This is a genomic window from Mesorhizobium sp. B3-2-1, from assembly GCF_006439515.1.
Classification (GTDB): Bacteria; Pseudomonadota; Alphaproteobacteria; order Rhizobiales; family Rhizobiaceae; genus Mesorhizobium.
Window position 1 is genome coordinate 11,483 of the sequence record NZ_VFTI01000025.1, and the last position, 15,865, is coordinate 27,347.

Annotated in this window: 14 protein-coding genes; 5 read left to right on the forward strand and 9 right to left on the reverse strand. The window is 59.0% G+C overall.

Annotated elements, in window-relative coordinates; genetic code table 11:
- The first annotated feature begins 412 nt into the window (after positions 1-412).
- The 4 genes from FJW08_RS23135 (at position 413) to FJW08_RS23150 (ending at position 3,770) form a co-directional block, all read left to right on the forward strand.
- Positions 413-2,554, forward strand: coding sequence for a ParB/RepB/Spo0J family partition protein (locus FJW08_RS23135; RefSeq protein WP_140812442.1), 2,142 nt, complete (start codon positions 413-415; stop codon positions 2,552-2,554).
- A gap of 377 nt (positions 2,555-2,931) precedes the next feature.
- A complete protein-coding gene (locus FJW08_RS33385) occupies positions 2,932-3,126 on the forward strand; it encodes a hypothetical protein (protein WP_348642694.1) in 195 nt (64 codons plus the stop codon).
- A 67-nt stretch (positions 3,127-3,193) separates the two neighbouring features.
- Positions 3,194-3,520, forward strand: coding sequence for a conjugal transfer protein TraD (locus FJW08_RS23145; protein WP_140812443.1), 327 nt, complete (start codon positions 3,194-3,196; stop codon positions 3,518-3,520).
- Position 3,521: 1 nt separating this feature from the next.
- Positions 3,522-3,770 carry a conjugal transfer protein TraD gene (locus FJW08_RS23150; protein ID WP_140812444.1) on the forward strand — a complete coding sequence of 83 codons (249 nt, stop codon included), beginning with the start codon at positions 3,522-3,524 and terminating at the stop codon, positions 3,768-3,770.
- A 212-nt stretch (positions 3,771-3,982) separates the two neighbouring features.
- Here FJW08_RS23150 and FJW08_RS23155 read toward each other — a convergent pair whose 3' ends face one another.
- From FJW08_RS23155 to FJW08_RS23175, 5 genes are all read right to left on the reverse strand, one after another.
- Positions 3,983-5,227: an aminotransferase class V-fold PLP-dependent enzyme gene (locus tag FJW08_RS23155; RefSeq protein WP_140812445.1), complete on the reverse strand. Its 1,245-nt coding sequence runs from the start codon at positions 5,225-5,227 to the stop codon at positions 3,983-3,985.
- 385 nt (positions 5,228-5,612) lie between these two features.
- Positions 5,613-6,833, reverse strand: a complete 1,221-nt coding sequence (locus tag FJW08_RS23160) for an FAD-dependent oxidoreductase (protein WP_140812446.1) — start codon at positions 6,831-6,833, stop codon at positions 5,613-5,615.
- Positions 6,834-6,939: 106 nt separating this feature from the next.
- Complete coding sequence (locus FJW08_RS23165; protein WP_140812447.1) at positions 6,940-7,263, reverse strand: 2Fe-2S iron-sulfur cluster-binding protein; 324 nt, start codon at positions 7,261-7,263, stop codon at positions 6,940-6,942.
- 24 nt (positions 7,264-7,287) lie between these two features.
- Positions 7,288-8,610 carry a (Fe-S)-binding protein gene (locus FJW08_RS23170; protein ID WP_140812448.1) on the reverse strand — a complete coding sequence of 441 codons (1,323 nt, stop codon included), beginning with the start codon at positions 8,608-8,610 and terminating at the stop codon, positions 7,288-7,290.
- A gap of 29 nt (positions 8,611-8,639) precedes the next feature.
- Positions 8,640-9,029: a Rid family hydrolase gene (locus tag FJW08_RS23175; RefSeq protein WP_140812449.1), complete on the reverse strand. Its 390-nt coding sequence runs from the start codon at positions 9,027-9,029 to the stop codon at positions 8,640-8,642.
- 224 nt (positions 9,030-9,253) lie between these two features.
- On the opposite strand from FJW08_RS23175, the gene FJW08_RS23180 reads away from it, so the two are divergent.
- A complete protein-coding gene (locus tag FJW08_RS23180) occupies positions 9,254-10,672 on the forward strand; it encodes a PLP-dependent aminotransferase family protein (RefSeq protein ID WP_140812450.1) in 1,419 nt (472 codons plus the stop codon).
- A 319-nt stretch (positions 10,673-10,991) separates the two neighbouring features.
- Here FJW08_RS23180 and FJW08_RS23185 read toward each other — a convergent pair whose 3' ends face one another.
- From FJW08_RS23185 to FJW08_RS23205, 4 genes are all read right to left on the reverse strand, one after another.
- Positions 10,992-12,134 carry an epoxide hydrolase family protein gene (locus FJW08_RS23185; protein ID WP_140812451.1) on the reverse strand — a complete coding sequence of 381 codons (1,143 nt, stop codon included), beginning with the start codon at positions 12,132-12,134 and terminating at the stop codon, positions 10,992-10,994.
- Between the two features lie 335 nt (positions 12,135-12,469).
- Entirely contained in the window at positions 12,470-12,766 is a 297-nt protein-coding gene (locus FJW08_RS23195) for a cupin domain-containing protein (RefSeq protein ID WP_140812452.1), read from the reverse strand.
- A complete protein-coding gene (locus FJW08_RS23200; RefSeq protein ID WP_140812453.1) occupies positions 12,744-14,432 on the reverse strand; it encodes a choline dehydrogenase in 1,689 nt (562 codons plus the stop codon). Before FJW08_RS23200 ends, FJW08_RS23195 begins: the two co-directional genes overlap by 23 nt.
- Before the next feature lie 193 nt (positions 14,433-14,625).
- Positions 14,626-15,822 (reverse strand): Xaa-Pro peptidase family protein, encoded by a 1,197-nt coding sequence (locus tag FJW08_RS23205; RefSeq protein ID WP_210241211.1) that lies wholly within the window; start codon positions 15,820-15,822, stop codon positions 14,626-14,628.
- Positions 15,823-15,865: the final 43 nt, after the last annotated feature.

Genomic DNA, 15,865 nt, shown 5'->3' on the forward strand with positions numbered 1-15,865 from the left:
TACGGACCCGCCAATATGTGTTGGGGGAAGGCTCCGCGCTGCGCGTCTTTCCTCGAAGACCGCTAGCTCGGCTAGATGCTCATAACCGATCTGCCACGGCGCCAATGTTGCCGGCAAGCTCTGCTGGTTGCGGGGGGTGCGCAACACGAGCCAGTCCGTCACCGTCGACCGGCAGGCACTGATCCATATGTCCGATGGACTACGCCAACGTCCTGGAGGCCCTCGGCGGCTCGGTCGCCTTGAAATCCGCGAGCCGAACCAGAGCAGCGCTCCTTATTCCGAGCCATCGATCGTTGCGGCAGGTGGATGGCGCTGGCGCGAGGCCTGGAGGCAGAGGGGGGAGGGGAGGGTTCCTGACGGGCTTGGAGGTTCGGGGAGAGGCCCCGGGCCGCCCGTCACGGAGAACCTGACCATGGCAAAGAACGCCATTCAGAAGATCGCGATGAACGCCGCGGAGAACATTCCCTATGACAAGCTGGTGCTGTCGCAGAAGAATGTACGGCGCATCAAGGACGGCTTGTCGATTGAGCAGCTTGCCGAAGACATTGGTCGGCGAAAGCTGATCCAGAGCCTGAACGTCCGCCCCGTACTCGACGGGGAGGGCGAGGAGACCGGCACGTTCGAGGTGCCCGCCGGCGGCCGGCGTTATCTCGCACTTGGCATCCTCATCAAGCAGAAGCGACTGGCGAAGAACGAGCCGATCCCCTGTGTCGTCAACCGCAGGCAGGAGACCTCGGCCGAAGAGGACTCGCTTGCCGAAAACCTGCGCCGCGCCGACCTGCATCCCCTCGACCAGTTCCGAGCCTTCAAGGCGCTCAGCGATCAGGGTCTCGATCCCGACGAGATCGGCGCCCGCTTCTTCGTGTCGCCGGCGACGGTGAGGCAGCGCCTGCGGCTGGCATCGGTGTCGCCAAAACTGCTCGAGCTCTACGAGAAAGACGAAATCCGGCTCGAACAGATCATGGCGTTTTCGATCTCGGACGACCACGGGCGCCAGGAGCAGGTCTGGGAACGAATCTCCAGCTCGCACACGCAGGAACCATACTACATCAGGCGCCTGCTGACGGAGACCACAGTCCGGGCCGATGATCGCCGGGCCGTCTATGTCGGGGCGGAAGCTTATGAGGCGGCTGGCGGCGTCATCCTTCGCGACCTGTTCGAGCAGGATTGCGGCGGCTGGTTCCAGGATGCGGCGCTTCTCGAGCAGCTGGTCTTCGACAAGCTGAAGGTTGATGCCGAGGCGATCCGCACCGGAGGCTGGAAATGGGTCGAGGCGGCGATCAGCTTTCCCTATGGCCACACCTCCGGCATGCGGCGCATCTACGCCGAGGCCCGGGAGCTCAGCGCTGAGGAGATCGAACGCTACGACGCGCTGAAGGCCGAATACGAAAAGCTCGATGCGGACTATGCCGCGGCCGAGGATGCCGACGAAGCAATCGAGGCGAAGCTCGATCAGCTGGGCGCCGAGCTCGATGCGATCGACGATCGTCCTCAAAGCTACGACCCAGCCCAAATGGCCATTGCCGGTGTCTTCGTGACACTTGCCGCCAACGGCGAGCTCCAGGTCGAGGCCGGTTTCGTGCGGTCCGAAGGCGAGCCTCGCTACGAAACGGACGACGTCGGTGAGGGCGAGGAAGCCGAGGGCCAAACCCGATCCATTGGTGACGACGATCGCGATGGTGTTGTCGTCAACGGCAAGCCGGTGAATGACAGTTCCGCCAATGACGGCGAGGACGACGGCATCAAGCCGCTGCCCGATCGGCTCGTCTTCGATCTGACGGCACAGCGGACGCTGGCACTGCGCAACGCGCTCGCCGGTGACGTTGACTTCGCTTTTGTCGCAGCGCTCCACGCCGTTGTGCTGCAGGTATTCTATCGCTTCGCGCCGAACAGCTGCCTGGAAATCAGCCTGAAGAGCGGCAGCTTCTCCCAGGTCGACGGTCTTGCCGAGACGTCCTGGGCCAAGGAGATCGACGAGCGGCACGAAGCCTGGGACCGCGAGCTTCCCGATGAGGCGGAAGGCCTGTGGGATTTCCTTCTCGGCCTCGACGAGGCAAGCCGCAAGGCGCTGTTCGCGCACTGCGTCTCGTTGACCCTCAACGCGGTGGTCGAACCATGGAACAGGCGGCCGCGGGCCCTCGAGCATGCAGACGTGCTGGCCAACTCACTCAAGTTCGATATGGTTGACGCCGGCTGGACGCCCACGGTCGAGTTCCTCGGTCGCCTCACCAAGGCGCGGATTCTGCAGGCTGTCCGTGAAGCCCGTGGCGCGGACTCCGCGCAACTGATCGACCACATGAAGAAGGACATCATGGCGCGTGAAGCCGCCCGTCTTCTCGAAGGATCGAACTGGCTGCCCGAGCCGCTGCGCCTCGATGTCGACGAAGTGGCTGACGATGCTGTCGACGCCGTCGCCGGCGAGATGCCGGAGGAGGCGGCGCTCGATAGCGATGCCGCCGAACTGCCGGCCTTTCTCGCCGACGATGCGGATCCGTCCTCCGATGAGCCGGTGACCGAGGGCGACGAGACGGACCACCTCCAGGCCGCCGAATAATCGACCATCCCGTTCCGCACCGGGCCCGGCACATCAGCCGGGCTCGTTCTGCTTTCCAAGATGGATAAATTCGCATGTCCGCAAATATCATCTACGAATCCGCCCCTTTGGGGAGCGTCATCCGCTACTCGGACGGCGCGGCGAAACCGCCGTCGCGCTTCACCAAAAAGCTCGCCGCCTAGGAGAGCCGCAACGGCGTCGGCCGTCTAGTCAAGAAGGAACCGCCGCGAACGCGCGCGACCTACTCCTCGCCCGCGTACTTCGCTCTGCATGAGGGTGATTTCGGGCAGGGCGGCATTATCGTCGTCTCGGTCAGACTCACCTGGTCCGTCGAGAGCGACCTGCGGTTCGAAATCGTCGAGCGCCCCAAAATCGGCATGGTCCGCGTGCTGCAGGCCCTCGGCGACAGCCCGGAGCTTCTGCGTCCGGCCGAAAACTCCGAGGCGGCCGAGCGCTGGCTTGCCAGCAACTCCTACGGCCGCGCCTATCCCGAGGAGGTCTCCGCCGACGAGGTCGGCGCCGACGTCGTCGAGGCGGCGCGCGGCCGCCTGATCGTTTCACCACATAAATGAGGGTCCGGGGTCGCGAGCGATCGCCGGGCCTGTTTCGTTTCATGGAGCTCGACATATTCGAAAGCAAATGCGCAAGCCACGCGACTACGATGCGGAACTGAAAGCTCTGGAGGACAAGGCTAGGGAACTTAAGACTCGCAAGGTGCAGCAACTCGGCGAACTGGCGATCGCCACCGGCGCCGATCAACTCAGCACCGACGAACTGGCCGGAGCGCTGGTCGCAATCGCTGAAACGAAAGACGACGGAAAGAAGGAGGCATGGGCCAAGCGCGGTGCGATGTTTTTCGAGAGCCGGCCACAGCGCACTGTTCTGGCACCTCAGCGCAACCTTCGCGGCGCTCCGGCGCAATCGGGCCGCCCACAATCGGCGGCGAGCGGCACAGGCTCGGAATGACATGCGCGCCTGGGAGGTTGACCGCCGCAAGCGCACCCGCCATCTCATCGAACTCGGCGGTCTCGTCATCAAGGCAGGCATCGTTGATCTGACCGCCGATGATCGCGCCGTCATCTACGGCGCGCTACTGTGGATCGCCGCCAAGCTGCAGAGCCATGAAGGCGAGCATGCGCGGGAGCTATGGGCCGCGAAGGGACAGCAGGCATTCGCTACGGGATGGCATGAAGACCAAAAGAGCCAGCGAATGTAGCGTCTTACGATTAAGTGCCAAGCGACACCAAGGCGTGCGGCCGCTCCGCCTCGACCAAGGTTGCGCGAACGCAGCCGACGCGGCGAACAATGCCGGGCAGCAATTTCCCATGGTTATCAGAAATCACGACCCTTCACAGCCGGGCTTCATCTCGACGGGCTGACCGTGCCCATGGTACTGGACGGGCCAATGAACGGCGTCGTATTCGTGGCCTATGTTGAACATGCGCTCGCGCCCGAACTGAGGCCAGGCGACTTTGTCGTGGTGGTCACGATCCCTCGGATTGCGGCCACGGTGTCAGCAATCTCCTCCGGGGTGTTGTAGTAATGGGGGGAGACACGAACAACACTTGGAAGGCGCCGTGCAGACGAGTCGACCGGTGTTGTCGCTGGAGGTGACACAGAAACGTTGATGCCCTGGGCCGTAAGCTTCGCCATTATTTCCTTTGCGTCGAGCGTATCGTGCGTAAACGACACGATCGACGCCAGGTTGACGCCGAGATCTCGTATGACAATCCCGGGCACCTTGGCCAACTCGGACCTCAGATCACCGGAGAGCTTCCGGCAACGCTGTTCAATTCTACGAAGCCCGACCGAAAGTGCAAAGTCTATGGCTGCCCCCAGACCCAGTCGAGCAGTGTAATTCGCTTCCCATGTTTCGAAACGCCGAGCATCTGGCCGCAACTCGTAGCGGTCATCCCCAACCCACGGCGCACCGAATAGATCGATGAAAGCAGGCTCGATTGCCTGAAGGAATTCCCGGCGGACATAGAGGAAACCCGTACCCCGCGGGGCCCGCAAGAACTTGCGGCCTGTTGCCGTGAGCATATCGCAACCGAGTTCAGCCACGTCTATGGGGATTTGTCCCGCCGCTTGGCATGCGTCCAGCAGGTACGGGATGTTGTGTGCCCGTGCTATTCGGCCGACTCCTGCCGCGGGGTTGACCAACCCCCCGTTGGATGGAACCCATGTAACAGCGATCAATTTGACCTTTTCGTCGATCATTTTCTCGAGCGCTATTGGATCGAGCGCTCCCGATGCGTCATCAGGAATGATTTCCACACGCGCACCCGTTTTGCGGGCCGTCTGTAGATAGGCGACATAGTTGGCGGCAAACTCAGCCGTCGTAGTCAGAATTCGGTCTCCCGGGAGGAAACGAAGAGAGTAAAAGACCCGTTGCCAGGCAAGCGTCGCATTCTCCGCCAGGGAAATTTCATCGCGGGCCGCACCAATCAACCGTGCAACACTGTCATATACCGCCTCTGTGCGACTGAAGGACACTGCATGAGCTTCATAGCCGCCGATTGATGCCTCATGCTGGATATGATCGATCATGGCACCTACAACCACTTGAGGCATCAACGCCGCGCCAGCATTGTTCATGTGAATTCGCTGGGTCACGCCCGGAGTCGCGGCGCGGATCGTTTCGATCTCGTGTTCAGAAAAATCCACCGGCATTCTCCAACTTTACCAATCTCACACGGACTGCACAGGCAAGTAGATGGGCATGCGAAGCGTGGCCGCCGCTCGTTTCCACGACATGATAGTCAAAGCGGACAGCTCCTCAGATTTTATCTACTGTGGAACACGTGGCGTCCTCGAATGCGTCAATGCAGGATGCTCGGCATGGCGGTCCGGTATTCACCGGGCGAGCGGCAGAAGCTCCGAGATTGTCGCCAGCAGAGTTCCGATGGCGATGCCGCCCAAGAGAGCGCGTCGGGTGACCCGATTCATTTGTTTTCTCCCTGGTGGCATCAAAAGTTATGTCGTTGCGGTGGCCTCGCTGTGACTTGGCGTTGATGAACCTACGCGATGGGTGGACATGGCCGCTTGGACAAAGCTCCTATAGTGCATTTTTCAACTCGAATGAGGGGTTCGCAGCATGGCTCGGGCAGACTGTCACGCCCGCCGCAAGAAGCCGCCGCGCCGCCATGTGATCGCCAGAGCGGTTCACAGATTCGACGCCGAGCAACTTTCCTTGACCATAGAAAAATACAGAGAATGAGTTTTGATCGGGGTCGCCGCGGACGACTGCCTCATCGTGGCGCTCAAAGAATCCGGCAATCTGCAGCTTATCGCTGCCTTGATCGCTCCAGAACCAGGCGACGCTCTCGAACGGTTTCGGCAGTCCGGTAAGGCGCGCGGCAAGACATTTCGCCTGATCCGTTGCATTCGCTACCGATTCAAGGCGCACGGCAGAAGGATAACGAGGGCTCGAAAACCGGGCGCAGTCGCCAATCGCGGAAATGTTTGGATCCAGGGTGGCGAGGTGCTCATCCACCGCAATCCCTTCCTCAGAGGGTAATCCGGCTTCCAGCGCCAATTCCACATTGGGAACCACGCCGATGCCCACGACAATGAGATCTGCGGCCAGCATCCGTCCATCATCAAGCAGCACGCCTTGCAGCCGGCCGTTGGCTGTCTCGATCGCGGCCACGGCGCGTCCGCAATGCACCCGGCAACCGGCAGCTTCGTGCCGCTTCTGGAAATATGCGGAAACCGTAGGTGAAACGACGCGTGCCATGATCCGCGGCGCCAATTCGATGATGTCGACGTCGATCCCCATCTGTGCCGCAGTGGAAGCGAACTCAAGGCCAATAAAGCCGGCGCCGATGACGATGACGCGTTTCACCTTGGCCAACCGGCCCCGGATCGTTTCACTATCCGCGAGCGTCCGCAGGTAGTGAACATCATCGTGGTCGGCGTTCGGCATCTGAAGCACCCGGTTCCGGGCTCCAGTTGCGATGACGAGGTGGCGATAGGTCAGCGAGTGCCCGGACTGGAAGATTGCTTTGCGCGCGAACCGGTCGATAGCGATGACCTCGTCGTCGACAAGGTTGATCCGCTGGTCTCTGAAAAAGCTTTGCGATCGAAAGGACACAGTCTCCGGATCAGCGGTCCCTTGAAGGAAGGCTTTCGACAGTGGGGGTCGTTGGTATGGAAGGTGTGGTTCGTTGTTGACGAGGACGATGGGGTCGTCTGAACCAAGCTGCCGCAACGATGCCGCCAGCTGTAAGCCGGCATGACCGGCCCCGACAATCGTAATTGGTTCATTGGCTGTCACAGCATTTCCCCAGTTTGCAGCTCAGGACCATTCTTGCTGTCCAGTTGCGTATTTCAGCCTGTTCGAGCGGTGCTTCGACCAAGAGCGGGCCAACAAGCAAGCGCGGTCATCCCTGCGTTTCAGGTATCTCCAACGTGAGCTCATCGAGGTCATCGGTGACGACGATCTGGCAGGAGAGACGACTCCCCTCCCGTCGTTCGGCAGCGACGAATTGCAGCATCTCTTCTTCCTGCTCACTCGGGGCAGGAAACCTTGAAGCGAACTCCGGCGCGACATAGACATGACACGTGCCGCATGAGAGCGCGCCGGCGCATTCGGCCTCGATGCCGGCAATGTTATTGCCTCTTGCAGCGAGCATTACAGATGATCCTACAGCGCCTTCGACCGTACGACGCTCGCCTTCGCGGGTAATGAAAACTATTCTTGGCAAGAATTTCCTCTCCCCACATTCAGCCTAACGCCGATCATTTTCTACGAAGCGGCCTTGAAGAGGTTTGGCGGCCAGCTGGTCTGCAAGCAGAACATCACGAGCTTCATTCGGATCAAGTCCGTGACGACTAAGCAGATCGGAACAGTCGTCCATCATCGCTTCTACTTCACTCATCATCTTCAGTCGCTTGTATACATCTTCGGCTTTGACGCCCATGCTCTGCCCGATCAGCTCCATTACATTGACGATTTCGAAGGCGACCCGTTCTTCGAAATGACAAAGCTCCCGATGGCATGCGTGGAAGATGGTTGCGAGCGTCGTGACGCCCGCATCTGCCGCGGCCTTGAATTCCTGTTCGCGAAGTTCATCCTTGAACTTTGGCGCAACTGTCAGATAGTTCGACATCAGACCGGCCCGTGGCACATTGAGTTCGACGAATTCCAGCTCCGGTATCGATTGCAAAATTCGCTTCACGGCGCGAACCACGCCGGGATATCCGGGGCGCTCGTTGAGCGCCACGCGTTTGCGCACGGGCAAGACGAGCAATTTCTCTAATTGATCGATGTGCCTCTCGAGAAATATGAAGAATGGCGTCAGTGCGAAATCGCTGTCGCCGGTCATTTTCTCATGGTTCGGAATGATGATCTCATCGAACTGGCTCTGGCAACTCGGGCACCAGGACAGCTTTTCCCTCGCCCCGATCTCGTCGATTTGCCTGAGCGTGCTCAGGCCCGCCCGACCCGAGGTTTCTCCGTCGCCCGACAGGAACTGAAATACGCCGCAACATGCCGTCGGGCCGCCTACAACTTCATATGTAAACCCCATCGCCCGGATAACCTCGAGGCAGAGGATGAGAATATGGGGCGTCTTGTGTGCGTTGCAGCCGGTGTAGAACGACACGTCGGGCGAAGTTTGGGGCCTGCTTCTTCCCGGCGGCGGCTGGAGCTTGTCGATGACCTCCGAGTCCAGTTGCAGCCTTGAGATGACGCGGACCGACTTTGCCATGGCACGAAACGACTTCATGGCATTGCCCTTGACCGCATCGCCGTCACGCAGTCGCGTCGAGGCGAAGTGCGCGAGACGAACCATCGTGCGAGGGTTCACGCCGTAGTCGCATGCCTCAATGCAATAACCGCTGCTCGAACAGGCGGACGCCCAGGATTCGGCTTCAGCATTGCCCGCATTTCCTCGAAGGAGATCCACGATGCCGGACAGGACCATCTTGGGTTCAGCATCACCTATCCCTGCGGGGCCGGTCATGGGGCAAGCTTCAAAACACTTTCCGCATTGCGTGCACGCAGCAGCGAATTCGTCCATGCGGATATTGAGCGCTTCGCCAAAGTCCATGATGGTACCGTTCTCTCTGAAGCCACTGCCTAGGCGGGGCTTACATGCGCGATCGACGCGATTTCCACCAAGAAGTCTTCCCGTACGAGCTTGGCGGCAATGCAATATCTGGCTGGCGGACTTTCGCTGAAGAACTCGCGGTATACTTCATTGACAGAAGCATAATCCGCCATGTCTTTCAAGATCACAGTATTGAAGGCAATATCTTGCAACGTCCCGCCTCCCTCATGAAGAATCTTCTGGATCGTCTCGATCACAAATCTCGTCTGCTTGCGCACGTCCCCAGCCCCGAATGTCTTGCCGTCCGTATCGAGCGGAAGAACGCCGGATACATAGATCGTGTTGCCGGCCTTCACGCCCACTGAATACGGAGCGAGAGGTGCGGCAAGCCCCGCGGGGTTCAATGGTGTAACGGACATAAGCGATCTCCTACGCAAAAGCTTGACCTTGCGTTTCTTCATGTTTGTTTTGGTATTTGCTCTCGCGATGCGATGCCTGCTTGCCACTTACAAAAATGCCGTTCCCCGATGCAGGGCTATTTTCATCCCCGCCATGCCTATGCTATTTCAGTCACATTGGCATAGTTCTTTGCTAAGTGAATGGGCCATTGTGGTAGAAAATTTGGCCCGGAAGGGCCAGCCGCATGCTCCAGATCACGTTGAGGGAAGACCACAAATCGATACCGCTCCACCGACAGATTGCGGATCAGATTCGCTTTCAGATTGAACATGGTGAAGTTGGCCGCGACACGAGACTCCCTTCGTCGCGGGATCTTGCTCGCCAACTGGGTGTGGCTCGGGGCACGGTAGTCTATGCGTATGAAGAGCTGTGCGCTGCCGGGCTTTGCGAAAGCCGCGTTGGTTGCGGAACGGTGGTCACGCACGTTAACGGTTTGAAGAAGCGGTACGAGAGCCCACGCGGGTTCGAAACGACACGGAACAAGCTTTATCGCGCTCCAGACGAGCCAGTGAATCTTGACCCGCGAGAGCTTTCATTTCTTCCAAGCATAGCCGACACGAGCCATCTGCCCATCACTGCATTGCGCGGCAGCTTCGACAGGGTCCTGCGCTATCCAAGTCACCTGAAATCCTTTGCTGAAAGCGCAGGCGACCCCATGCTGAGGCGTCTAATTTGCGAAAATATTCTGTCGGAACGCGGCATTGAAGCACATCCAAACGAAGTGCTGGTGGTGCCAGGCACCCAATATGGCGCCGTGCTGATCGCGCTGACGTTGGCACACAGCCATCGGAGGCTGCATTTTGGAGTACCGGGTTATCTCGACATCGCACGCAACTTCGCTCGCTTCGGCTTCGAGTTATGCGAGCATGCTGTAGACGCCGACGGGATCGTATTGTCGGCCACGGATCTCAGAGGCGATGATGTGGTCTATCTGATGCCGGAACATCATTTCCCGCAATGCGTCACGCTGACGGAACCACGGCGCGCGGAAATCCGCAGCGCAATGCTTCGAAACAATCTGCTTGTTATCGAAGACGATTACGACAGCGAATACTACTATGATCGCCAGCCGCAGCCCGCTTTGAAGGCAAGCGACTGTAGCGATGCGGTGATCTACCTGGGAACTTTCTCAAAAACGCTCTTCAACAGCTTGCGACTGGGGTACGTCGTTGCGGAACAGTCGCTGATCCGGGAAATGGCAACATTACATTGGAGTTTGTCTCGGGGGACCAGTACGATCCTGCAACGTTGGGTGGCGGAATTGCTCGCGGAGGGCACAATCACTCGCCATATCAATCGGATGCGAACCGTTTACCGGCGAAAACGAGACAGGATTGTGAAACTGCTCCATGATGGGTTCCCGGATTGGAATTTCAACGCGCCACCTGGTGGTCTGCAATTCTTCCTGGATCTGGGCAGCCCCTCGAATGCAAGAAAGGTGATGAAAATCTGCCAGGAAAAGCGACTGAGGATCGCTCATCCTTCAAACTATGTGATGGATGCCGAAAGCGAACAGCAATTCCTGGTACTCGGATTTGGGTCGGTGCCACTTTCACAAATCGAAAGCTGTCTGTCAGAGCTCAAACGAGCACTCGAAAGTTAAGAACCCGGGCCAATTGCGATCGCGTTCAATTTGCGGATCGAGCGAGTTGCATCGTGAGTGTTACGACGTCAAGATCTCCGGTGATAAGTGGTGAAGCGGTTGCGGCAATGGAACACCAAATTTCCCGTTGGCCATCACAGATTGCACGTCCGTGCAACCAACGCGTTCTGCCAGCGCCCGCGCGTCCGCCATCTTCACACGCTGTCGGTTGACGACAACGCTGCGCATAGCGCGACCGCTGGCCGCATGGTTCCTCATTAATCCTTCGGGCGTCTGCCGCAAGTTGCAGCCCGTCCTCTTTGACTCTTCGACGTTCTAGTCAGCGGAAGCGGCGGAAGAATTGCCGGACGTCGCCGACGAGGAGGTCCGGCACTTCGAGCGCGGCGAAGTGGCCGCCGCGATCGAAGGTCGACCAGTGGACGATGTTGTTCGAGCGCTCGGCGATCTTGCGCACTGACTGGAAATTGTATGGGAACAGGGCGACGCCAGTGGGGATCGGATTGGGCTTGTCGGGCGCGCCCGCGCCGCTCCGGGCATCCTCAAAATACCAGCGAGCGGATGAACCGGCCGTCTTCGTGAACCAGTAGATGGATACGTTCGTGAGAACCGCATCGCGGTCCCGCGGCTCGGGCGGCGCAAAGCGGCCCAACCCCATCAGGGGGTCGCAGATCCAGGCGAGCTGGCCTACGGGCGAATCGGTGAGGCCATAGGCGAGCGTCAATGGTCGAGTCTGGTGAACTCCCTGATGGCAGGAGAGGTCATTGAAGCCGGCGATGAACGTCATACGCTCCTTCTCCAAAGCCGTGAGGTCGTCCAATTCCCCCGGCGCACCGGTCGGAAAGTCCCAAATCTCGAGGACGTGGATACCCACCAGCCCGTCAGGCTTTGCAACGCCCATCTGGCGCGAGATGAACGAGCCCGCATCGCCGCCATGCGCCCCGTAGCGCGCGTAGCCGAGACCGCGCATCAGGGTGTCCCACACCCTTGCGATACGCGCGCTGTCCCAGCCCGGCGCCTGCGTCGGGCCCGAGAAGCCAAAGCCGGGGATAGATGGAACCACAACGTCGAAAGCTTCGGCCGGATCGCCTCCATACCGACGCGGGTCAGTAAGAGGGCTGATCATTTCGGCGAAATCGGCGAAGGTGCTCGGCCAACCGTGGGTCAAGATCAAGGGCAGCGCGTTCGGTTCGGGCGAGCGGACATGTATGAAATGGACCGTCTGGCCGTCAATCGTAGCCCTGAACTGCGGGAACCCATTGAGCATCGCTTCCTGCTTGCGCCAATCGAAGCCGTCGCGCCAATAAGCGACCATCTCCTTGGTCCAGGCGAGATCGATGCCATAATCCCAGTCCGAGCCAGGGATCGTATCCGGCCAGCGTGTGCGGGCGAGGCGATCCTTGAGGTCACTGATCTCGGCCTCGGGAATCGCAATCTTGAAGGGCTTTACGTCCAAGCTAGTCAACACAACACCCTCTATTGCTCGAAGTTCGACGAAGGCGTTCTAGGCGATGCAGTGCTGACAGCCTTATGTCAGCAATGATAGCGGAGCCAGCTCTTGTCGATGGAACCACAACGTCGAAAGCTTCGGCCGGATCGCCGACATACCGACGCGGGTCGGTAAGACGGCCGATCATTTCGGCGAAATGCTCGGCCAACCGTGCGTCAAGATCAAGGGCAATGCGTTCGGCTCGGGTGTCCGCCATTTTTTCGAGATTTCCAGCGCGCCAAAACAACGTATCTGCGCTTCGCGTACGTACGTGGTAGTAGCGGCGCACTTGTGCGATCGAATTCCAGCTTTCAAGTGTGGTATTGGTATCGATTCTCAATCGGCTCGATCACGCGCCAGACACCCTTGAGCGGCGGTCGGATCGTTACCAAATCGCCGGCACGCACATCAAGCAAGGTACCGTCATTGAAGGTGATCTCGGCATGGCCGCTAACCGCGAAAAATGTCACTGCTCGATCGTATTCGATTTCGAACGGCAGCGACGGCTCCACTCGCCACAACTCCCACGCTCCAGCTGTCGCAACGGTTTCCGGCGTCGACTCGCTGCGGGACACCAATTCTGATTTAAACGTTCTGTCCGACTGCATTGGCTAGCACCTCTTTTGCCGTGGCTTTAAAATAGTCGACGTGTTGGGCGGGGAGCGGGCTGCGGCCCCGAATGATATCGGATGCCTTCTCTCCGATCATGAAGACGGCGGCATTTGTGTTGGCGCTCGTAACAGACGGAATGATGGACGCATCCACGATGCGAAGGTTGTCCGCTCCGATCAGCTTGAGGTTTAGATCGACCACTGACCGCTCGCCATCCTCGGGCCCCATGCGAGCGGTTCCAACGGGGTGATACGAGCTTGAGGCATCGCGTCTGATGAACTCCCATAGGTCTATGTCGGTGCGACAAGTTTCGCCGGGAGCGTCTTCTCGTTTTCGGTACGAGGAAAATGCATTCTGAGCAAGGATGTCGCGTCCGAGCTTCAGGCCTGACAGCATCTCGCTTCGATCACGCTCAGTTGCGAGGTAATTCGGATCGATGAGGGGCCGCTCGGACGGGTCGGCCGAGCGGAGGTGCACGGTACCGCGGCTTTCAGGTCGCAAGGGTCCGACGCCGAGACGATACCCGCCCTTGTTCGGGTCTGGAATCCAATTGGGGCCGAAGAAGACCGGGAAAAAGTGAACCTGGAGGTTCGGGTGCGTGATGGTCGCATCGCTCCGCATGAACGCGCCGACATGGCATTGATTCACGCCGGCGGCTCCAGTCTTGAAGGCGAACCATTCCGCACCCGTCATCACCATCCTGTCGAGGCGAAGGTACTGATTGAGGCTGTACTTGAGATCGCATTCAACCTGGATATGCGTCTCGATATGGTCGTGAAGGTTTCGCCCGAGGTTGGGCGAGTCGAGTACGACGTCTATGCCCAGCCGCCTTAGTTCGTCAGCAGGTCCAACGCCGGACAACATCAGCGTCTGCGGCGTGCCGAACGTCCCGGAACTCATGATGACTTCCTGAGACGCAAAGATTTCCTTTGTCTCTGAGCCACGCCTCACACTGAGGCCGATGGCCCGGCTACCGTGGAACAGAACCCTGAGAACTTGGCAGCCTGTCTGGATGTGGAGGTTCGGTCGTTTAGGCTGAGAATGAAGGTATGCGTTCGAAGAACTCGAACGGACGCCATCACGCACGCTCATTTCGAACCTGCCGACACCTTCTTGGCGATAGCCATTGAAGTCTGAGACAAGTTGGTGGCCCGCCTCTTGCCCTGCGACAAGGAACGCCGAGTTCAACTCGCCGAGGTTCTCCTGACGTTGTACCTTGACCATACCATCCAAAGAACGGAACGGCTCCCGTCCGCCTGGGAGGTTCTCCGACTTTTTGAAGTATGGAAGGCAGTCCGAGAATGCCCAGCCTTCGCAGCCGTCGCGATTCCGCCAATCATCGAAGTCCTGCGGATTGCTTCGCAGAAATGTCATCCCGTTGATCGAAGAAGAACCACCTAATACCCGTCCTCGTGGTTGGTCGATCTCGCGATTGTTCAATTGCGGTTGCGGTGTGGTCTTGAACCAGTAGTTGTAAGCGCTGGTGGGCTTGAACGCCGATCTCAGCCCGGCGGGCATTCGCAATATCCAACTGCGGTCGCCGGGGCCGGCTTCGAGGAGAAGAACCGACGCTCGGACATCTTCACTGAGACGGTTGGCGAGAACGCATCCAGCCGTTCCCGCGCCAACGATGATGTAATCGTATCCTGCAGCTTTAAACATGGTCGAAAGTCTTTCTCAGCAGTCATGGCATCGCGATGCGCTGTCAGTACCCCCTAATCAACGGGAGGGCATGTAAGTTGCAAAGGGTACCCGCCGCGAAACACCGAAGCGTGCGCCCGAAAGCCTCAGCGGTGTGTGATGCTCGCTCCGGAGTTTCTTGTTTCATTGAGAGCAGCAGTTCCGGCGGTATCGGTTACCAGCGATCATTTTCGAACCGGTAGTGCGATAGAACTTCCGGCCCAGTGGAGGTTATGAGCACCTGTTGCTCAAGCTTCACGCCCTCTCGACCGCCGACAGCACCGATGTAGCTTTCGACACAGACGACCATGTTTTCCTCGAACTGACCATCATAGCCAGCGGCCTCCCAGTCCTGAATGTAGTAGACAAGCGGGTATTCAACACCGAGACCCGCTCCATGGATCATTTCGGCATATCGGTTCGGCGCGTAGATTTCAGGCATTGGCCAAGCCTTTTCCGCGAACTCACGGAACTCGACGCCCGGTCTGAGAAGCGCCATGTTGCACTCCAGCTGCTCACGTGCGAGATCGTAGATGGTGCGCTGCTCGTCTGTCGGCTTGAGATCGCCGACGATCCAGGCACGGGAGATGTCGACGAAGACCCCGTGACGCCCGATCAAGTCTGTATCGAAGGCCATCATATCTCCGGCTTCCATGACCCGGTCCGAGGTCTCCTGCAACCATGGATTGGTTCTTGGACCAGACGTAAGCAATCGGGTTTCCATGTACTCTCCGCCGCTGGCGATATTTTCGAGCGACAGGATCGCCAGCATGTCGCTTTCGCGCTCACCTGGGGCGAGCGCCGAATGCATAGCCGCCATTGCTCGCTCTCCGGCGGAGACTGCGTCCCGGATTGACTTGATCTCCTCGAAGGATTTGATCGCGCGAGCGGCTTCCGTGTACGGCTTGGCGTCGACGACTTCGATGCCCAGTTGGTGAAGTGCTTCCAGTGGAAGCAAGTCGGCTCGATCTATTGCTAGCCGCGCGCCATTTCCGCTGCTGCGCCAGAGAAGTTCGGAGATCTCGTTGGCCCAACTTGTCGCCTGTTCCCGATACCGATCGCCAGCAGCAAAGAAATCCCATGAGATCGCGGGGCGGATTTCGTTGATCGTTTCGAGATGTCGCGAAAGATGCTGTGTGCGACTGTAGTCGAAGAGTACAACAGGACCCGAGGCCGGCACGAACGCGTACCGACATGCGTTGTGCATCGTCCAAACCTGCATATTACGGCTTCCCGTCGCATATCGAATGTTGACGGGATCGAAGAGTAGGACCGCGCCGATGTCGGCGGCCGCTAGTGTCTTCCTGAGACGATCGAGCCGATAAGTTCGAATTGCAATTTCGTCGGCTGGCGTGATCGCGTGCGAGGACACGCCTCGTCCCGGGGTGAGCATGGCTAGGTCTTTCTGCGATTTG